Annotated in this window: 2 protein-coding genes; both read left to right on the top strand. The window is 73.0% G+C overall.

From position 1 onward, the window contains the following. The first annotated feature begins 41 nt into the window (after positions 1–41). On the top strand, positions 42–10,961 hold the full coding sequence (locus SGFS_RS02585; protein WP_286247272.1) for a type I polyketide synthase: 10,920 nt from the start codon (positions 42–44) through the stop codon (positions 10,959–10,961). Then, positions 10,952–22,405, top strand: coding sequence for an SDR family NAD(P)-dependent oxidoreductase (locus tag SGFS_RS02580; protein WP_434028175.1), 11,454 nt, complete (start codon positions 10,952–10,954; stop codon positions 22,403–22,405). The genes SGFS_RS02585 and SGFS_RS02580 overlap by 10 nt, the downstream gene beginning before the upstream one ends. The last annotated feature ends 24 nt before the right edge of the window (positions 22,406–22,429 follow it).

Below are 22,429 nucleotides of genomic sequence, written 5' to 3'. Positions count from 1 at the left end.
ACTCCCTGACACCGCCACACTGCTTAAGGAACAGACCTCGCATGGACAACGAAGAGAAGCTCGTCGAATACCTCAAGCGGGTCACCGCCGACCTCCGTCAGGTTCGCCGACGTCTCCGCGAGGTCGAGGACCAGCAGCGGGAACCGATCGCGATCATCGGGATGAGCTGCCGCTTCCCCGGCGGCATCCACACCCCCGAGGACCTCTGGGACCTGGTGGCCGGGGGCCAGGACGCGATCACCTCGTTCCCGACGGACCGGGGATGGGACCTCGACGCGCTCCTCGACCCCGATCCGGACCGGCCCGGCACGAGCCACACCCGGCACGGCGCGTTCCTGCACGACGCGCCCGAGTTCGACGCCGCGTTCTTCGACATCGGGCCGAGCGAGGCGACGGCGATGGATCCCCAGCAGCGGCTGCTGCTGGAGACCTCCTGGGAGGCGTTCGAACGGGCCGGTATCGACCCGGCGGCGCTGCGCGGCAGCCGTACCGGTGTCTTCGTCGGCACCAACGTCCACGACTACCTCACCGGGGTGCGGGAGACCCCGCAGGAGGTCGAGGGCTACCTGATGACGGGCAACACCCCCAGCGTGGCCTCCGGGCGGCTGGCCTACACGTTCGGTCTGGAGGGGCCGGCGGTCACCGTGGACACGGCGTGCTCCGCGTCGCTGGTCGCCCTGCACCTGGCCGCTCATTCGCTGCGCCGGGACGAGTGCTCGCTGGCGTTGGCCGGAGGCGCGACGGTGATGTCCGCTCCGGGGGCGTTCGTGGAGTTCAGCAGGCAGGGCGGGCTGGCGGCGGACGGCCGGTGCAAGGCGTTCTCGGCTTCGGCGGACGGTACGGGCTGGGGCGAGGGCGTCGGTCTGTTGCTGCTGGAGCGGCTCTCGGACGCCGAACGCAACGGTCACCCGATCCTGGCCGTCGTACGCGGCAGCGCGGTCAATCAGGACGGCGCCTCGAACGGCCTGACCGCCCCGAACGGCCCCTCCCAGCAACGGGTGATCCGCCAGGCCCTGGCCGACGCCCGTCTGTCCCCGGCCGACGTCGACCTTGTCGAGGCCCACGGCACCGGCACCCAGCTGGGTGACCCGATCGAGGCCCAGGCCCTGCTCGCCACCTACGGCCAGGACCGGCCCGAGGACCGGCCGCTGTGGCTGGGGTCGGTGAAGTCGAACATCGGCCACACCCAGGCCGCGGCCGGAGCCGCCGGGGTGATCAAGACGGTGATGGCGATGCGGCACGGTGTCGCGCCGCAGACCCTGCACGTGGACGAGCCGACGCCGGAGGTGGACTGGTCGGCGGGAGCGGTGGAACTGCTGACCGAGGCGCGGCCTTGGCCCGCAGCGTCGGCAGCGGGGCGTCCGCGTCGGGCCGCGGTGTCCGGCTTCGGCGTCAGCGGCACCAACGCGCACGTCATCCTCGAACAGGGCCCGGAGCAGGCGGACACCGATCCACTGCCGGCGCAACGGCAACCGCTCGAAGACACCGTGTTTCCTTGGGCGTTGTCCGCCCGGAACACCGACGCACTCCTAGGGCAGGCTCGGAGGTTGCGGGAACGCTTGGTGGTCGAGCCGGGCCTGTCGGCTGCGGATGTGGCGTTTTCGCTGGGTACCGTCCGTTCGTCGTTCGAGCAGCGTGCGGTGGTGGTCGGGGAGACGCGGGACGAGCTTCTGGCGGGGCTTGAGGCGTTGGCTGAGGGTCGGGAGGCGTCGGGGCTGGTGCGTGGTTCGGCCCGGGGCAGCGTGAATCTGGGCTTCCTGTTCTCTGGTCAGGGTTCTCAGCGGGTTGGTATGGGCCGGGAGTTGGCGGAGCGTTTCCCGGTGTTCGCCGGGGTGTTCGGTGAGGTGTGCGGGTTGCTGGATCCGTTGCTGCCGAGGCCGTTGGGTGAGGTGATCGCTGCTGGTCCGGGGGTGTTGGGGCGGACGGTGTTCACGCAGCCGGCGTTGTTCGCGGTGGAGGTGGCGGCGGCGCGGTTGTTGTTGTCGTGGGGTGTGCGGCCGCAGGTGGTGGCCGGGCATTCGGTGGGGGAGATCGCGGCGGCGCACGTTGCCGGGGTGTTGTCGCTGGAGGACGCGTGCGCGCTGGTGGCGGCGCGGGGTCGGTTGATGGAGGCGTTGCCCGCCGGCGGCGTGATGGTGGCTCTGGAGGCGACCGAGGAGGAGGTCGCGGAGCTGCTGGAGGCTCATGCGGGTGCGCCGGTCGGCGTGGCAGCGGTGAACGGTCCCCGGGCTGTGGTCGTCTCCGGCGACGCGAGCCCTGTCGGAGAGATCGCGGATGTGGTGCGCTCGTGGGGGCGTCGTACGAAGCGGCTTGAGGTCTCGCACGCGTTTCACTCACCGTTGATGGAGCCGATGCTCGCCGAGTTCACCGACGTCGTCACGGGACTGTCCTTCTCCGCACCCCGGATCGGGTTCGTGTCGGCGGTCACTGGTGGGCTGGTCGGGGCTGATGTGGTGTCGCGCCCGGAGTACTGGGTGGAGCATGTGGCCCAGCCGGTGCGTTTCGCGGACGCGGTACGGGCGGCCGTGGACGAGGCGGGTGTGTCGCTGTTCGTCGAGGTGGGCCCCGGTGGTGCGCTCTCGGCGATGGGTCCGGACTGCCTCGACGAGACCGTCGGGGACAAGCAGCCGGTGGTGTTCGTGCCGTCCCTGCGCGCGGACCGTCCCGAGCCGCTGGCGGTGACGACTGCGCTGGCGACGGCCCACGTCAACGGCGTCCAGCCCGACTGGCAGGCCGTCTTCGCCGGCACGGGCGCGGCCCGCGTGGAACTGCCGACCTACGCCTTCCAACGGCGGCGCTTCTGGCTGGACGGCGGACGCTACGGCAACGGGGGCGGTGTGGCTTCGGCGGGCTTGGCTTCGGCGGGTCATCCGTTGCTGGGTGCGGTGGTCGAGGTGGCCGGTGATGATCGGACGCTGCTGAGCGGCCGGTTGTCGTTGGCGTCCCATCCATGGCTGGCCGATCACGCCGTACGAGGTGTCGTGCTGGTTCCCGGCGCTGCATTTGTCGAACTCGCTCTGTGCGCGGGGGAGCGGGTCGGCTGTGGCGCGGTGGAGGAGCTGACGCTCCAGGCTCCGCTGGTGTTGCCGGTGGAGGGTGCTGTTCAGGTCCAGTTCGCGGTGGAGGCGCCGGACGAGCGGGGGCATCGGGCGTTCACGGTGTACGGACGGTCGGACGAGGCCGCAGAGCCGGTCTCCTGGCAGGAGTACGCCTCGGGTGTGCTGGAGCTGGAAGCGCGTCCCGAGCCGGAGGGGCTGGCGCAGTGGCCGCCGGCGGACGCCGAGGCGGTGCCGGTCGAAAGCCTGTACGACCTGCTGCGCGGCTTGGGCTATGAGTACGGTCCGGCTTTCCAGGGGTTGCGGCGGGTGTGGCGTCGTGGCGAGGAACTCTTCGCGGAGGTCAGCCTCGCCGAGGAACTGGACGGCCAGGCGGACCAGTTCGGCATCCACCCGGCTCTGCTGGACGGCGCCCTGCATACCTCGGCGGTGGCTCTGCTGGAGCACGACGATGCCGACCACAGGGAAGTGACCGGGGTACGTCTGCCGTTCGCCTGGCGGGGTGTGTCCTTGTTCGCGACGGGTGCGTCCGCGGCCCGTGTGCGGCTGTCCCCGGCGGGGCAGGACGCGGTGTCCGTGCTGGTCGCCGATCAGGACGGTGTGCCGGTGGCGCGGGTGGAGGGGCTGGTGTCACGGCCCGTCGCGGAGGAGCAGCTCGGGGCAGGGGGTGGGGTGGGGCGTGACTCGCTGTTCGGTGTGGAGTGGGTGCCGTTCGCCGGAGGGGACTCCGATGCGCTGGCGGCGGATGTCCTGGAGGTGCATCGTTTCGACGGCCTCGTGCAGGATCCGCAGGGGGTGCGCGAGGCGATTGAGCGTGCTCTTGGGCTGATCCAGGGGTGGCTGGCGCGGGAGCGTCCGCGTGGTTCGCGTCTGGTGGTGGTGACGCGGGGTGCTGTCGGGGGCGAGGTGTCGGACCTGGCGGGTGCGGCGGTGTGGGGTCTGGTGCGGTCGGCGCAGTCCGAGCACCCGGGTCAGTTCGTGCTCGTCGACACAGACGGGGACGCTCTTGCGGGTCTGCCCGCGGATGAGCCGCACGTGATGGTGCGTGAGGGTCAGGTGCTGGTCCCTCGGCTTGCGCGGGTGGTGCCCGCGACGGAGGGCGGCGCCGGTGGTGTCGTATGGGATCCGGAGAAGTCCCTGCTGGTGACGGGCGCTTCGGGTGTTCTGGCGGGGCTGGTGGTACGGCATGCGGTCGCGGAGTGGGCCGTACGGCATGTGGTGCTGGTCAGCCGTAGCGGAGCCGACGGGCTGGCTCAGGAACTGGCCGAGGCGGGCGTGTCCGTCCAGCAGGCGCGTTGCGATGTGGCGGACCGGGAGGCTGTGGCGGCCGTGCTGGCCGGCATCCCCGCGGAACACCGGCTCGGCGGTGTGATCCACACGGCGGGTGTCCTGGACGACGGCGTGATCGAGTCGCTGACCCCGGAGCGCTTGGCGCCCGTACTGCGGCCCAAGGTGGACGGCGCCTGGTGGCTGCACGAGCTGACCGCCGACGTTGACCTGTCGGTGTTCGCGGTGTTCTCCTCCGCGGCCGGTGTGTTCGGCGCGGCGGGCCAGGGCAACTATGCCGCCGCCAATGCCTTCCTCGACGCCCTCGCCCTGTACCGGCACCGTGAAGGCCTCCCGGCGACCTCCCTCTCCTGGGGCCTGTGGGCCGAACGCAGCGGTATGGCCGGTCAGTTGGCCGACGCCCAGCTCGAACGACTGGAACGTACCGGCGCCCGCCCCCTCTCCTCCTCCGAGGGACTCGCCCTGCTGGACGCGGCGCTGGCCACGGGCCGCCCCTGGCTGGTCCCGGCCCGGCTGGACCTCGGTGTGCTGCGGACCTCGGACCAACCGGTCCCGCCCTTGCTGCGGGGCCTGGTGCGCCGGATCACCCGCCGCGCGGTGACCGCAGGCGCGAACGGCGCCGACTCCTTCGTGCAGCGGATCGCCGGGCTCTCACCCACGGAGGCCGAGCGAGCGGTCCTGGAACTGGTGTGCGGCGAGACCGCGGCCGTCCTCGGTCACGCCAACGCCGGCGCTGTCCCGCCCGGGCAGGCCTTCCAGGAACTCGGCTTCGACTCCCTCTCGGCCGTGGAACTGCGCAACCGCCTCAACAGCGCCACCGGCCTGCGCCTGCCCGCCACCCTGATCTTCGACTACCCCACGCCCGCCGTCCTCGCCGCCCACATCCACTCCGCCACCGCAGGCACCACCGCCGGCCCGATCGCACCCCTCACCGTGCCAGGGACCGCCGTCGACGAGGCGATCGCCATCGTCGGGATGGCGTGCCGTTACCCGGGCGGGGTGGCCTCGCCCGAAGACCTGTGGCGACTCGTCGCGGACGGGACGGACGCCATATCCCGCTTCCCCCAGGACCGCGGCTGGGACCTGGAAGGACTCTTCGATCCGCAGCGGGCCAGAGGCACCAGCCTGACCCGCGAGGGCGGGTTCCTTTACGACGCCGACCAGTTCGACGCCGCGTTCTTCGGGATCTCCCCCCGCGAGGCCCTCGCCATGGACCCGCAGCAGCGGCTGCTGCTGGAGACCTCCTGGGAGGCGTTGGAACGGGCGGGCATCGACCCGGCGACGCTCCGAGGCAGCGCCACCGGCGTCTTCGCCGGCGTCATGTACCACGACTACGCCACCCGGATCCTTGAGGCACCCGAGGAGGTCGAGGGCTATCTGGCCAACGGCAACGCGGGCAGCATCGCCTCCGGACGGGTCGCCTACACCTTCGGTCTCGAAGGACCGGCGGTCACCGTGGACACCGCCTGCTCCTCCTCCCTCGTCACCCTCCACCTCGCCGCCCAAGCCCTGCGCCAAGGTGAGTGCTCGCTCGCCCTGGCCGGTGGCGTGACGGTGATGGCCACCCCCGGGACCTTCATCGAGTTCTCGCGTCAGCAGGGGCTGTCCTCCGACGGCCGCTGCAAGTCCTTCTCCGCCACGGCGGACGGCACCGGCTGGAGCGAGGGCGTCGGCATGCTGATACTCGAACGCCTCTCCGACGCCGAGCGCAACGGCCACCCGATCCTGGCCGTCGTACGCGGCAGTGCCGTCAATCAGGACGGCGCGTCGAACGGCCTGACCGCCCCGAACGGCCCCTCCCAGCAACGCGTGATCCGCCAGGCCCTGGCCAACGCCCGCCTGACCCCCGCCGACATCGACCTCGTCGAGGCCCACGGCACCGGCACCCGCCTCGGCGACCCCATCGAGGCCCAGGCCCTGCTCGCCACCTACGGCCAGGACCGAACCGACGACCAGCCGCTCTGGCTCGGGTCCATCAAGTCCAACATCGGACACACGCAGGCCGCCGCCGGTGTCGCCGGAATCATCAAGGCCGTCATGGCGATGCGACACGGCACGCTGCCCGCCAGCCTGCACGTGGACGAGCCCACCCCCGAGGTCGACTGGGACGCCGGAGCGGTCGAACTCCTCACCCGGGCCCGCCCCTGGCCCACCACCGACCGCCCCCGCCGCGCCGCAGTCTCCTCCTTCGGTATCAGCGGCACCAACGCCCACGTCATCCTCGAACACGCCACCGACACAGTCCCGGCCACGGACCTGACCGGCACCGCCTCCCCACTGTCCCCCGCCGCCACAGTCGTCCCCTGGGTGCTCTCCGCCCGAGGCCAGGACGCCCTCCGGGCGCAGGCCCAACGGCTGCGGGACTCCCTGCACGACCGACCGGACCCGGCCCTCGCCGACATCGGCCTGTCCCTGGCCACCACCCGCGGCGCGCTGGACGACCGGGCCGTCGTCCTCGGCGGGGACCGGCAGCAGATGCTGGACGGGCTGGCCGCCCTCGCGGCCGGTGAACCGTCGGCACGGCTGGTGCTGGGCCAGGCCCGGCCCCGCCCGCCCAGGGTCGTGTTCGTCTTCCCCGGCCAGGGCTCGCAATGGGGGGGAATGGCCGTCGAGTTGATGGACACATGTCCGGTGTTCGCCGAGTCGATCGCCCGTTGCGGGCAGGCGCTCGCCCAGGTCGTGGACTGGGACCTCGAAGAGGTGCTGCGCGACGGCACGTTCGAGCGGGTCGACGTCATCCAGCCGGTGCTGTGGGCGGTGATGGTGTCGCTGGCCGAGCTGTGGCGTGCGTGCGGGGTGCGTCCGGACGCCGTCGTGGGCCACTCCCAGGGCGAGATCGCGGCGGCCTGCGTCGCCGGGTCCCTGTCGGTCGAGGACGCCGCCCGCGTCGTCGCGCTGCGCAGCCGGGCCCTGCTGGACCTGGCCGGACAAGGAGCCATGGCGTCGGTCTTCGCCTCGGCCGAGCAGACCGAGCTGCTTGTGGCCGAAGCAGCCGGAGCAGCCGGAGCGGTCGGCGCGACCGGCGCGACCGGCGTAACCGGCGAGGCCGATGCGGCCGATCGGGAGGGTCGCCTGTCCGTCGCGGCCGTGAACGGACCCGAGAGCACGGTCGTCTCCGGGGAGACGGCCGCGGTCGAGGCATTCCTCGACCTGTGCGAGCGCCGCCAGATCAGGGCCCGGCGCATCCCCGTCGACTACGCCTCCCACTCGGCCCAGGTGGAGGCCGTCGCCGACCAGGTCCGCGAGGCCCTGTCGGGAGTGACGGGCCGTACGGGCGACGTACCGCTGTTCTCCACGGTGACCGGCGAGTGGGTCGACGGCGAGGCACTCGACGCCGACTACTGGCTGCGCAACCTGCGCCGACCCGTGCGGTTCCACGAGGCGGTGCGGCACCTCGCGCGGCAGGGCCACGACCTGTTCATCGAGGTGAGCCCGCACCCCGTACTGACCATGGGGCTCGAGGACAGTGTGACGGCGCCCGGCCAGGCGACCACACCAGCGGCCGACCCCACGGACACTCCCACGACCGCCACCGCGCCCCCAGGCGTGGTCGCCACCCTGCGCCGCGACGAGGGCGACTGGTCGCGTTTCCTCGCCTCACTGGCCGAGGTCCACGCGTACGGGCAGCCGGTGAACTGGGCCGCCGTCCTCGGCCCGGCGCGGATCGTGGACCTGCCGACGTACGCCTTCCAACACCGCGGTTACTGGCTGTCGGACATCGGCGGCCGCACCCCGGACGTGGCCGCCGCCGGGCTGGATCCCGCGCGGCACCCGCTGCTGGGCGCGGCCGTGGAGACGGCCGGCGGCGAACAGGTCCTGCTGACCGGCCGACTGTCGACCGGCACCCACCCTTGGCTCGCCGACCACGTCATCGGCGGCACCGCGCTCCTGCCGGTGTCCGCGTTCGTCGAGATGGCGCTCCGCGCCGGGCGGCACGTGGGCCTGCCCCGCCTCGACGAACTGACGCTGCACACACCCCTGGTGGTGTCCGCGGCGGACGTCGTACGGCTTCAGGTGCAGCTCGACCCCGATGACGGAACGGGCCGCCGACCGGTGCAGATCTTCGCCCGGACCGCCGACGCCCCATGGGTCCGGCACGCCAGCGGCACCCTGACCGGTGACGCCCCCGCCGACTTCGGCCTGCTCGTCTGGCCGCCCGCCGACGCGACCCCGCTGCCGGTCGAGGGCCACTACGACCACCTCGCCGCCCTCGGCTACGCCTACGGCCCGTCCTTCCAGGCCCTGCGCGCGGCCTGGCGCGACGGCGACGACCTGTACGCCGAGGTCGCACTGGACACGAGCGAGAACACCGCCGACTACGGCCTCCACCCCATCCTGCTGGACGCGGCCGCGCAGACCCTCACCCTCGACCACCGGGCCGACGCCGACACCGGCGCCCGTATGCCGTTCGCCTGGACCGGCGTCACGCTCCACGCGCCCGGCGGCGGTACGGCCCGTGTGAAGGTGAGCCCCGCCGGGGACTCGGCCGTCACCATCCGGATCGCGGACGCGGCCGGGCAGCCGGTGGCGTCGGTGGAGTCGCTCGTCCTGCGGCCGGTGTCCCTCCAGCAGATCGCCGCGGCGAGCAGCGTGACCCAGAACTCCCTGTTCCTGGTCGACTGGACGGACATCCCGGCGGGCCCCGCGACGACCACCGGCGACACGGACCGGCGGCCCGTGCTGCGCAGCAGGGACGAACTGGAAGCACTGCGCAGGGCCGTCGCCGACGGACAGCCGGCACCCGCACTGGCCGCCTTCATCTGCGCCGCCCCAGGCGCCACCGAGGCCCCCGGCACTGATGCGCTGGGCAACGACCTCGCACAGGCGGTCCGCGCCACGACCGCCGACACGCTCGACGCGCTCCGCGCCTGGCTCGACGACGACCGGCTGGAGGAGTCCCGCCTCGCGATCGTCACCTGCCGCGCGGTCGTCACCGGCACCGACGGGGCCGGGGCCGGGGGCCTCAACCTGGCCCAGACCCCCGTGTGGGGCCTGGTCCGCTCGGCACAGGCCGAGAACCCGGGGCGGTTCCTCCTCGTCGACGTCGACGACCTCGACGCCGTACCCGATGTGCTCGCCCGCCTGGAAGGCCCGGAAGGCCCGGAAGGCCTGAACGAGCCACAAGTGGCCGTACGCGGCGGACAGTTCACCGTCCCACGCCTCGTCCGTCCCGCCACACCGACCCCGACCGCCGACACGGACACCGCCGCCCGCGACCTCGACCCTGACCTCGACCGGTGGAACCCCGACGGCACGGTCCTCCTCGTCGGCGCCTCCGGCGGGCTGGGGCAGGTGCTGGCCCGTCACCTGGTCGTCGAGCGAGGTGTCAGGAGGCTGGTTCTCACCAGCCGTCGCGGCGAGGCCGCCGACGGAATGGCCGAGCTGCGTGCCGAACTCACCGAGGCGGGCGCCGTCGTCGACATCGCGGCCTGCGACGCCACGGACCGGGACGCGCTCGCCGCCGTACTGGACGCGATACCCGAACGGCACCCGCTGACCGCCGTGGTGCACGCCGCCGCCGTGCTCGACGACGGCGTCGTGACGGCGCTGACCCCCGAACGGCTCGACCGTGTGCTCCGGCCCAAGGTCGACACCGCGCTCCTGCTGGACGAACTGACACGAGGCCTCGACCTGGGGGCGTTCGTGCTGTTCTCCTCCCTCTCCAGCACCCTCGGCAGCCCCGGCGTGGCGAACTACGCGGCCGCCAACGCCTTCCTGGACGGCCTCGCCCAACGCCGCCGCGACGCCGGCCTGCCCGCCACCTCCCTGGCGTGGGGTCTGTGGGCGCAGAGCGGCGGCATGGGCGACCGGCTGTCCGACGCGGACCTGAGCCGGATGTCCAGCGGCGGCGTGACGGCGCTGACCACACAGGAGGGGCTGGCCCTGTTCGACCGGGCCCTCACCCTCGACCTGCCCGTGGTGGTCCCCGCCAAGATCGACCTCGCGGAGCTGCGCAGGCTCTCCGGCGACCTCCTGCCCGCGCTGCTGCGCGGCCTGGTGCCCGGCACCGTCCGTACGGCCGCGCAGACTGCGGACGTCCGCACTGCGCCGGCACTCGCCGAACGCCTCGCCGCACTGGGCGAGGAGGAACGGGCACGGGCGCTGCTGGACCTCGTACGCAGTCAGGCGGCCGCCGTGCTCGGCCACGCCGACGTCACCGCCGTACAGGCCGACACCCCCTTCCGGGACATCGGCGCCGACTCGCTGGCCGCCGTGCAGATCCGCAACCGGCTGGCGGCGGCGACCGGCCTGCGCCTGAAGGCGACGCTCGTCTTCGACCATCCGACGCCCGCCGCGGTCGCCCGTCTGCTTCTCGACGAGCTGGCCCCGGAGCCCACCGACGCGCAGCCCGCGGTCTTCGCCGACCTCGACGCCCTGGAGGCCACGCTCGCCGGCCTCACCGAAGCCGGTGCCAACTCCGGTTCCAGCGACGGTGCCGGTACTGACGACGCCGTACGCGACCGCGTCACCGCACGGCTGAAGTCGCTGCTGTGGAAGTGGACCGACGCCCAGGGCGGTGGCGAGGACATGAGCCGTCCGGAGGCGGGCGGCGACACCGCGCCCGTCAGCGACGACGAGATGTTCGACCTCATCGACAAGGAACTCGGATCCCTCTGACCCGGCTGTCCGCTGGTCGACTACTGAAGGAACGTGAGATCGACATGACCAACGAAGACAAGCTCCGGGACTACCTCAACCGGGTCATGGGCGAACTGCGCCAGAGCCGGGCGCGGCTCAGCGAGAGCGAGGCACGGGACCACGAGCCGATCGCGATCATCGGGATGAGCTGCCGCTTCCCCGACGGAGTGCGGAGCCCCGAGGATCTGTGGCGGGTGCTCGTCGACGAGCGGCACTGCCTGACGGACTTCCCCGCCGACCGCGGCTGGGACCTCGACGCGCTGTACCACCCGGACCCCGGACACTCCGGCACCTCGTACACCCGCAAGGGCGGCTTCCTCCACGAGGCCGCCGGGTTCGACCCCGAGTTCTTCGGCATCTCGCCGCGCGAGGCACTGGCCATGGATCCGCAACAGCGGTTGCTGCTGGAGACGTCCTGGGAGGTGTGGGAGCGGGCCGGACTGGACCCGGCGGCGATGCGGGGCAGCCGTACCGGCGTGTTCATCGGCAGCAACGACCTGGACTACGCGACCCGGCTGCGCTCGGTCCCCGACGGTGTCGAGGGCTATCTCGCCACCGGAAACCTGGCCAGCGTGCTCTCCGGCCGGCTCTCCTACACGTTCGGCCTGGAGGGCCCCGCCGTCACGGTGGACACCGCCTGCTCGTCGTCGCTGGTGGCGATGCATCTTGCGGCCAAGGCGCTCCGCTCCGACGAGTGCTCCCTCGCCATGGTCGGCGGCGTGTCCGTGATGGCCGCCCCGGGGACCTTCCTCGAATTCTCCCGGCAGCGCGGACTCGCCCAGGACGGCCTGTGCAAGGCCTTCGCGGACGCCGCCGACGGCACCGGCATGGCCGAGGGAGTCGGCGTACTGCTCCTCGAACGACTGTCGGACGCCCGGCGCAACGGCCATGAGGTGCTGGCCGTGCTGCGTGGCAGCGCCGTCAATCAGGACGGCGCCTCCAACGGCCTGACCGCCCCCAACGGCCCCTCCCAGGAACAGGTGATCCGCCAGGCCCTGGACAACGCCCGCCTCACCCCCGACAGCGTCGACGTGGTCGAGGCCCACGGCACCGGCACCCGGCTCGGCGACCCCATCGAGGCCGAGGCGCTGCTCGCGACGTACGGCCAGGACCGGCCCGAGGAGCGCCCGCTGTGGCTGGGCTCGGTCAAGTCCAACATCGGGCACACCCAGGCCGCCGCAGGCGTGGCCGGCGTGATCAAGATGGTCATGGCCCTGCGCCAGGAGACCCTGCCCGCCACCCTCCACGTGGACCGGCCCTCGACCCAGGTCGACTGGTCGTCCGGCGCGGTCAGCCTGCTGACCGAAGCCCGGCCATGGGCCCGGAACGGCCGACCGCGCCGGGCGGGCGTCTCCTCCTTCGGCGTCAGCGGCACCAACGCCCACGCCATCCTGGAGGAGGCACCGGCCGCGACCGGGAATCCGACGGAGGCGGACACGGACCAGGAGCCCGCCGCTTCGGCCTCGCCGGACCGGACGACGACGCTGCCCGCCGTGCCCTGGCCCCTGTCCGGCCACACCCCCGAGGCCCTGCGCGCACAGGCCCGCCGCCTCCACGACACCCTCACCACGGTTGCGGACGGTGAGCCCCAGCCGAGCCCCCTCGACCTCGGCTGGTCGCTGGCCACGACCCGGTCGACACACCGGCACCGCGCGGTCGTGGTCGGCGCCGACCTCCCGCACCTGCTGCAGGGCGTCGACGCGTTGGCCTCCGGCACACCCGCCCCCCACCTCGTACGCGGGGTCGCGGGCGACACCAGGACCGCGTTCGTCTTCCCCGGCCAGGGCTCCCAGTGGGCCGGAATGGCACGTGAACTGGCGGACAGCTCACCGGTGTTCGCCGAACGGCTCCGCGCCTGCGAGGAAGCGCTCGCCCCGCACGTCGACTGGTCGCTCCGTGAGGTACTGGACGGCTCCGACCTCGAAAAGGCTGACGTCGTGCAGCCGGTGCTGTGGGCCGTCATGGTGTCGCTGGCCGCGCTGTGGGAGTCCCACGGCGTACGCCCCGACGCGGTCGTCGGCCACTCGCAGGGCGAGATCGCGGCGGCCTGCGTGGCCGACGCGCTGTCGCTGGAGGACGGCGCACGTGTGGTCGCCCTGCGCAGCCGCGCCCTGGGCGTCCTGGCCGGACGCGGCGGCATGGCCTCATTGGCACTCTCCGCCGAGGAGACCACGGCCCGCCTCGCGGCCTACAAGGACCGGCTCTCGATAGCCGCGGTGAACGGACCGCACTCGACCGTGGTGTCCGGCGACGTCGAGCCCCTGCACGAACTGGTGGCGGCCTGCGAGGCCGACGGCGTACGCGCACGGATCGTCCCCGTGGACTACGCCTCCCACAGCGCACACGTGGAGGAGATCCACGACACCCTCCTCGAACTGCTCGCCCCCGTCACACCCCGCCCGTCCCGCGTGCCGTTCTTCTCGACCGTGACCGGCGAGTGGATCGACACCACCGTCATGGACGCCGCCTACTGGTACCGCAACCTGCGCCGGACCGTGCAGTTCGACGTGGCCACCCGGACGCTGATCGCGGAGGGCTTCGGCCTTCTGATCGAGGCCAGCCCCCACCCGGTACTGGCCATCGGCATGCAGGAGAGCGTCGAGGCCGCCGCCGCGAACTGCGCCGTGCTCGGCACCCTGCGCCGCGGCGAGGGCGGCCTCGACCGCTACCTGCTCTCCCTGGGCGAGGCCCACGCACACGGCGCCGACGTCGACTGGCCCGCCGTCTTCGCCGGCACGGGCGCGGAACGGGTGGAGCTGCCGACGTACGCCTTCCAGCGGCGGCGTTTCTGGCTGGACGGCGGGCGTGACGGCGCCGGTGGTGTGGCCTCGGCGGGCCTGGCTTCGGCGGGTCACCCGTTGTTCGGCGCGGTGGTCGAGGTGGCCGGTGGTGACCGGACGCTGCTGAGTGGTCGGTTGTCGGTGCTGTCGCATCCGTGGCTGGCGGATCACTCGGTGCGGGGTGTGGTGCTCGTGCCCGGCGCTGCGTTCGTGGAGCTGGCGCTGTGCGCGGGGGAGCGGGTCGGCTGTGGCGCGGTGGAGGAGCTGACGCTCCAGGCTCCGCTGGTGTTGCCGGTGGAGGGTGCTGTTCAGGTCCAGTTCGCGGTGGAGGCGCCGGACGAGCGGGGGCATCGGGCGTTCACGGTGTACGGACGGTCGGACGAGGCCGCAGAGCCGGACGCCTGGCAGGAGTACGCCTCGGGTGTGCTGGAGCTGGAAGCGCGTCCCGAGCCGGAGGGGCTGGCGCAGTGGCCGCCGGCGGACGCCGAGGTGGTGCCGGTCGAGGGGCTGTACGACCTGCTGGGTGGGTTGGGCTATGAGTACGGTCCGGCTTTCCAGGGGTTGCGGCGGGTGTGGCGTCGTGGCGAGGAACTCTTCGCGGAGGTCAGCCTCGCCGAGGAACTGGACGGCCAGGCGGACCAGTTCGGCATCCACCCGGCGTTGCTGGACGGCGCGTTGCAGACCTCGGCCGTTGCCTTGCTGCAGCACGGTGGTGAGGCTGCTGAGGTGCGTCTGCCGTTCGCCTGGCGGGGTGTGTCCTTGTTCGCGACGGGTGCGTCCGCGGCCCGTGTGCGGCTGTCCCCGGCGGGGCAGGACGCGGTGTCCGTGCTGGTCGCGGATCAGGACGGTGTGCCGGTGGCGCGGGTGGAGGGGCTGGTGTCACGGCCCGTCGCGGAGGAGCAGCTCGGGGCAGGGGGTGGGGTGGGGCGTGACTCGCTGTTCGGTGTGGAGTGGGTGCCGTTCGCCGGAGGGGACTCCGATGCGCTGGCGGCGGATGTCCTGGAGGTGCATCGTTTCGACGGCCTCGTGCAGGATCCGCAGGGGGTGCGCGAGGCGATTGAGCGTGCTCTTGGGCTGATCCAGGGGTGGCTGGCGCGGGAGCGTCCGCGTGGTTCGCGTCTGGTGGTGGTGACGCGGGGTGCTGTCGGGGGCGAGGTGTCGGACCTGGCGGGTGCGGCGGTGTGGGGTCTGGTGCGGTCGGCGCAGTCCGAGCACCCGGGTCAGTTCGTGCTCGTCGACACAGACGGGGACGCTCTTGCGGGTCTGCCCGCGGATGAGCCGCACGTGATGGTGCGTGAGGGTCAGGTGCTGGTCCCTCGGCTTGCGCGGGTGGTGCCCGCGACGGAGGGCGGCGCCGGTGGTGTCGTATGGGATCCGGAGAAGTCCCTGCTGGTGACGGGCGCTTCGGGTGTTCTGGCGGGGCTGGTGGTACGGCATGCGGTCGCGGAGTGGGCCGTACGGCATGTGGTGCTGGTCAGCCGTAGCGGAGCCGACGGGCTGGCTCAGGAACTGGCCGAGGCGGGCGTGTCCGTGCAGCAGGCGCGTTGCGATGTGGCGGACCGGGAGGCTGTGGCGGCCGTGCTGGCCGGCATCCCCGCGGAACACCGGCTCGGCGGTGTGATCCACACGGCGGGTGTCCTGGACGATGGTGTGATCGAGTCGCTGACCCCGGAGCGGCTGGAGCCGGTGTTGCGGCCGAAGGTGGACGGCGCTTGGTGGCTGCACGAGCTGACCGCCGACGTTGACCTGTCGGTGTTCGCGGTGTTCTCCTCCGCGGCCGGTGTGTTCGGCGCGGCGGGTCAGGGCAACTATGCCGCTGCCAATGCCTTCCTCGACGCCCTCGCCCTGTACCGGCACCGTGAAGGCCTCCCGGCGACCTCCCTCTCCTGGGGCCTGTGGGCCGAACGCAGCGGCTTGACAGGCCGGTTGGCGGAGTCCGACCTGGGCCGACTGTCACGCCAAGGAGTGCTGCCGCTCTCCTCCGAGCAGGGAGTCGCCCTGCTGGACGCGGTGCTGGCCACAGGCCGCCCCTGGCTGGTCCCGGCCCGGCTGGACCTCGGCATACTCCGGACCTCGGACCAACCGGTCCCGCCCTTGCTGCGGGGCCTGGTGCGCCGGATCACCCGCCGCGCGGTGACCGCAGGCGCGAACGGCGCCGACTCCTTCGTGCAGCGGATCGCCGGGCTCTCACCCGCGGAGGCCGAGCGAGCGGTCCTGGAACTGGTGTGCGGCGAGGCCGCAGCCGTGCTGGGTTACGCAAGCGCCGGTGCGGTGGCTCCCGGGCAGGCGTTCCGGGAGCTGGGCTTCGATTCCCTCACCGCGGTGGAGCTGCGCAACCGCCTGAACGGAGCCACCGGCCTGCGCCTGCCCGCCACCCTGATCTTCGACTACCCGACACCGACTGCTCTCGCCACCCACATCCGTTCCTCCGCCGCAGGCACCACCACCGGCCCGACCGCACCCGTCGCGATCGCCGGGACCGCCGTCGACGAGGCGATCGCGATCGTCGGGATGGCGTGCCGTTACCCGGGCGGGGTGGCCTCACCGGAAGACCTCTGGCGGCTTGTCGCCGACGAGGCCGACGCCGTATCCCGCTTCCCCCAGGACCGAGGCTGGGACCTCGACGCCCTGTTCGACCCCGAGCGGCCCGGCGGCACCAGCCTGACCCGCGAGGGCGGGTTCCTTTACGACGCCGACCAGTTCGACGCCGCGTTCTTCGGGATCTCCCCCCGCGAGGCCCTCGCCATGGACCCGCAGCAGCGGCTGCTGCTGGAGACCTCCTGGGAGGCGTTGGAACGGGCGGGCATCGACCCGGCGACGCTCCGAGGCAGCGCCACCGGCGTCTTCGCCGGCGTCATGTACCACGACTACGGCACCCGGGTTCTGCACGTCCCGGAGGAGGTCGAGGGCTACCTGGGCAACGGCAACGCGGGCAGCATCGCCTCTGGACGCGTCGCCTACACCTTCGGGCTCGAAGGACCGGCGGTCACCGTGGACACCGCCTGCTCCTCCTCCCTGGTCACCCTCCACCTGGCCTCCCAGGCCCTACGGCAGGGCGAGTGCTCCCTGGCCCTGGCCGGTGGCGTCACCGTCCTGGCCACCCCGGGCGTGTTCACCGAGTTCACCCGGCAGCGCGGACTCGCCGAGGACGGCCGCTGCAAGGCGTTCGCCGCCGCTGCCGACGGTACGGGCTGGGGCGAGGGCGTCGGCATGCTCCTGCTGGAGCGCCTGTCCGACGCGGAACGCAACGGCCACCCGATCCTGGCCGTCGTACGCGGCAGTGCCGTCAATCAGGACGGCGCCTCCAACGGCCTCACCGCCCCGAACGGCCCCTCCCAGCAACGCGTGATCCGCCAGGCCCTGGCCAACGCCCGCCTGACCCCCGCCGACATCGACCTCGTCGAGGCCCACGGCACCGGCACCCGCCTCGGTGACCCCATCGAGGCCCAGGCCCTGCTCGCCACCTACGGCCAGGACCGACCCGAGGGCGAGCCCGCGTGGCTGGGTTCGGTGAAGTCCAACATCGGCCACACCCAGGCCGCCGCCGGTGTCGCCGGCGTGATCAAGTCCGTGATGGCGATACGGAACGGCGTGCTGCCCGCCAGCCTGCACGTGGACGAGCCCACCCCCGAGGTCGACTGGGACGCCGGAGCGGTCGAACTCCTCACCGAGGCCCGCCCCTGGCCCACCACCGACCGGCCCCGCCGCGCCGCCGTCTCCTCCTTCGGCGCCAGCGGCACCAACGCCCACGTCATCCTCGAACAGGCCGCAGACACCGGCCCCGTACACGCCCACGAAGGCGACACGACTCCACCGTCCGTGATCGCCTGGCCGATCTCGGGCCGGGACGAACAGGCCCTGCGTGAGCAGGCGGCCCGGCTGGGCGCCTTCGTCGGCGCCGACGCGTCGCTGAGCGCCGCGGACGTGGGCAACTCCCTGGCCCGTACCCGCGCGTCGTTCGAGCATCGCGCGGTGGTCGTCGGACGGGACCGCGACGAACTGCTGGCCGGCGTGCAGGCGTTGGCCGCGGGCGAGGCGGCGGCCAACGTCGTGACCGGACGCGCGCCCGCCGAGGGCGCGGGCCGGGTGGCGTTCGTCTTCCCCGGCCAGGGGTCCCAGTGGATCGGCATGGGCCTGGAACTGGCCGAGCAGTCGCCGGTCTTCGCCGCCGCGCTGGAGGAGTGCGGTCAGGCACTCGCCGAGCACGTCGACTGGGACGGCCGCTCGCTGCACGAGGTGCTGCGGCAGGCCGAGGGCGCGCCCTCCCTGGAGCGGGTGGACGTCGTCCAGCCGGCGCTGTGGGCGGTCATGGTGGCCCTGGCCGCCGCATGGCGGTCGTACGGGATCGAGCCGGACGCGGTCGTCGGGCACTCGCAGGGCGAGATCGCCGCCGCCTGTGTGGCCGGGGTGCTGTCCGTGGAGGACGGAGCCCGCGTGGTGGCCGTGCGCTCCCGGGCCATCACCGCGCTGGCCGGGCGTGGGCAGATGGTCTCCGTTCCCCTCCCGGAGGCCGACACCGTCGAGCTGATCCGTCCGTGGGCCGACGACGGCCAGATCGCCGTCGCCGCGGTCAACGGCCCCGCCTCCACTGTGATCTCCGGTGACTCCCAGGCCGTGGACGCCCTCCTGGAGAAACTGGACGCGCAGGAGATCCGCGCCCGGCGGATCCCCGTGGACTACGCCTCCCACAGCCCCCAGGTCGCCCTGATCCACGACGAACTCCTGCGTGTCCTCGACGGATTGACGCCCCGCGCGGGCACCGTCCCGCTCTTCTCCACGGTGACCGGGCAGTGGCTCGGCGCGACACCCATGGACGCCGACTACTGGTACCGCAACCTGCGCGAGACCGTCCGCTTCGAAGCGGGCACCCGCGCCCTGGCCGCCGAAGGGTGGGGCGTGTTCGTCGAGGCCAGCCCGCACCCGGTCCTCACTCTCGGGATCCAGGAAACCCTGGAGGCACTCGACCACCGGGGCGTCGTCACCGGCTCCCTGCGCCGCCAGGAAGGCGGCCAGGACCGTCTCTTTGTCTCCCTGGCCAAGGTCCACACCCACGGCGGCGGCCCCCTCGACCGGCCCGCCTTCCACACCGGCACCGGCGCCCCTCGCGTCGATCTGCCCACGTACGCCTTCCAGCGCCGCCGCTACTGGCTGGAAGCACCCGCCGGCGTCCCCGGCGACCTCTCCGCCGCCGGGCTGCAGACCCTCGAACACCCCCTGCTCACCGGCGTGGTCGACCTGGCCGACGAGCAACGGACCGTGTTCACGGGCCGGTTGTCCCCCGCCACCCACCCCTGGCTGGCCGATCACGCGGTGTTCGGCTCGGTGCTGCTGCCCGGCACGGGCTTCGTCGAACTGGCGCTGGCCGCAGGCGAGCACGTCGGACACGGTCACCTCGACGAGCTGACCCTCCACGCCCCGCTGTTCCTTCCGGAGGAGGGCGCGGTCCACCTCCAACTGGTCCTCGACGGCCCGGACACCTCCGGACGGCGGGCCGTGACCATCCACTCCCGCGCCGAGGACGAAGCCGGAGGACAGGAATGGACCCGCCACGCCGGCGGAACGCTGGCCGTGGACGCGGACCACGACACGCCCCCGGCGTTGACCTCATGGCCACCGGCCGACGCCGATCCGGTGGACCTCACCGAGGTGTACGACCGCTTCGCCGCAGCGGGCTACGCGTACGGCCCCGCCTTCCAGGGCCTACGACGAGTGTGGCGCCGCGACGGCGAACTGTTCGCCGAGGTCGAGCTGGCCGGGCCAGAGCGGGACGCGGCGAGGCGCTTCGGCGTGCACCCGGCGCTGCTGGACGCGGCCCTGCACCCCCTGCTCCTCGGACACGGCGCACCACAGACCGAGAGCGAGGGGCAGGGACGGCTGCCCTTCTCCTGGACCGGTGTCTCCCTGCGTGCCACAGGGGCGACGACGGTTCGCGTGCGGCTGACGACGGACGACGCCGACACCGTGGCCGTCACGGTCACGGACACCGCCGGCACGCCGGTGGCATCGGTGGACGCGCTGGTGACACGACCGGTCACGGCCGCACAGTTCGCCGCCGGACGGCCGTCCGGGCAGTCGGGGCTGTTCGAGGTGGAGTGGGCACCGGTACCCACTCCGGCTGCCGGGACCGCGAGTTGGGCGGTCCTCGGCGGCGGAGAGGTCGGCGGCGTGGGCCTCGGATCGTACGACGACCTCGCCGCACTCCGACGGGCCGTGGACTCCGGCGCACCGGTGCCCGAGGTGGTCCTCACCTTCTGCGGCGGCAGGTCCGAGACGGCCGTGGTCCCCGGGACGCACACGGCGACCCGCGAGGCCTTGGCTCTGCTCCACGAGTGGCTGGCCGACGAACGCTTCGCCGGGGCCCGTCTGGCGGTCGTGACCAGCGGCGCGGTGGCCGCAGGCCCGGACGACGAGGTGACGGACCTGGCGGCCGCGGCGGTCTGGGGCCTGGTGCGCTCGGCCCAGTCCGAGCACCCGGGCCGTTTCGTCCTGCTCGACGTCGACGGCCGGGCGGTCGCAGGCGCCGCTGTACCGACCGCCCTCGCGACGGGCGAGCCGCAGGTCGCGGTGCGCGGTGGCGAGCTGCTCGTGCCACGACTGGCCAGGGCGGCCAAGGCCCGGGAAGTCGGCCGGGACGCCGCCGGTGTCGTATGGGATCCGGAGAAGTCGCTGCTGGTGACGGGCGCTTCAGGGGTCCTGGCCGGGCTGACCGTACGGCATGCGGTGTCCGTGTGGGGCGTACGGCACGTCGTACTGCTCAGCCGCGGCGGAGCCGACGCACTGGCCCAGGAGTTGTCGGAAGTGGGCGTATCCGTACGCCAGGCCCGATGCGATGTCGCCGACCGCGAGGCCGTGGCGGCCGTACTCGCCGACATCCCCGCCGCACACCCTCTGGGCGGTGTGATCCACACGGCGGGTGTCCTGGACGACGGTGTGATCGAGTCGCTGACCCCGGAGCGGCTGGAGCCGGTGCTGCGGCCCAAGGTGGACGGCGCCTGGTGGCTGCACGAACTGACCGCCGGCCTGGACCTGTCCGTGTTCGCGCTCTTCGCCTCCGGCGCCGGTGTGTTCGGTGCGGCGGGCCAGGGCAACTACGCCGCCGCCAACGCCTTCCTCGACGCCCTGGCCCTCCATCGGAGCCGTAAGGGCCTGCCCGCGACGGCCCTCTCCTGGGGGCTGTGGGCCGAACGCAGCGGTCTGACCGGCCAGTTGACCGACGCCGAACTGAACCGGATGACACACCACGGCGTGCTGCCGCTCTCCTCCGAGCAGGGGCTCGCCCTCCTCGACTCGGCGCTGGCCACCGACCGACCCTGGTTCGTGCCGGTCCGGATCGATCTCGGCGCCGTGCGCCGGACGGGCTTCGACCACCCGTTGCTGCGCGGGCTGGTCCGCGTACCGTCCCGCCGTACCGTCGCGGCCCTCGACAACGGCACCCCGGCGACGGATCCGGCCTCGCTGTGGGGCCGTCTCGTGGCACTGTCCCCGGCGGAGCAGGAGGCCGCGCTGCTCGACCTGGTCGGCGCGCAGGCGGCGGCCGTGCTCGGGCACACCGACCCGGAGCAGGTCACCACGGACCGGCCCTTCCTCGACCTGGGCTTCGACTCGCTCACCGGCGTCGAACTACGCAACCGGCTGACCGCGGCGACCGGGCTGCGGCTGCCGACCACGCTCGTCTTCAAGCACCGGACCCCGGCCGCGCTCGCCGCACAGCTGCGGACCGATCTGGTCGCAGTGCACACCGACGGCTCCGGCACGGACACGGCAGCCCCGGTCGAGGCCGCACGCGTCCCGACCAACGGGGGCGGCACCGCCGAGGCGTTCGGGGAGCTGTTCGTGGAGGCGTACCGGCAGGGCAGGTCGGAGGAGTTCTTCCGGCTGCTCCGCCTGGCCTCCGAGTTCCGTCCGACCTTCGACGCCGTACGGGCGCGCGAGAGCGTTCCGGAGCCGGTGCGGCTCGCCGAAGGACCGGCCGAAGGGCCGGACGGTCCCATGCTGGTCTGCTTCCCGTCCGTGGTCGGCCCGTCGGGCCCGCACCAGTACGCGCGGTTCGCGGGCCCGCTGCGCGACCGGCGGGAGGTGTGGGCCGTGGCCCCGCCCGGGTTCGTCCAAGGGGAACTCCTCCCGAAGGACCTCGCCACCTACACCGACGCGACCGCGGATGCCGTGGCCCGGCGCGTCGGCGAGACGCCGTTCGTGCTGGTCGGCTACTCGTCCGGCGGCTGGCTGGCCCACGCGGTCGCGAGCCGCATGGAGGAACAGGGAGCCGCCCCGGCGGGCGTGGTCCTGCTGGACACCTACCTGCCCGAGGGTGTGGTGGGGCAGCTCGGCCCGGAGCTGGTGGGCGGACTCCTGGAGCGGCGCGAGAAGTTCCGGTTCGACTTCGGCGACGACGTCTGGCTCACCGCTATGGGCGGCTACTTCCGGCTGTTCGACCACTGGCGTCCGGCCGCGATCAAGGCCCCGAGCCTGCTCGTCCGGTCGAGTGAGCCGATGCCGGGCGTCCCGTCCGACACCGACTGGCGCAGCAGGTGGGACCTGCCGCACACCGCCGTCGACGTGCCCGGAAACCACTACACGCTCATGGAGGACCACGCGGCCGAGACCGCGCGGGCCGTGCGGGATTGGGTCGGCTCCCTGTCCTGATCTCCAGAGATGACGAGCAGGCGT

The organism is Streptomyces graminofaciens (assembly GCF_030294945.1).
GTDB lineage: Bacteria > Actinomycetota > Actinomycetes > Streptomycetales > Streptomycetaceae > Streptomyces > Streptomyces graminofaciens.
Note: the sequence above shows the minus strand (reverse complement) of the source record. Positions and strands in the feature narration are given on the sequence as shown.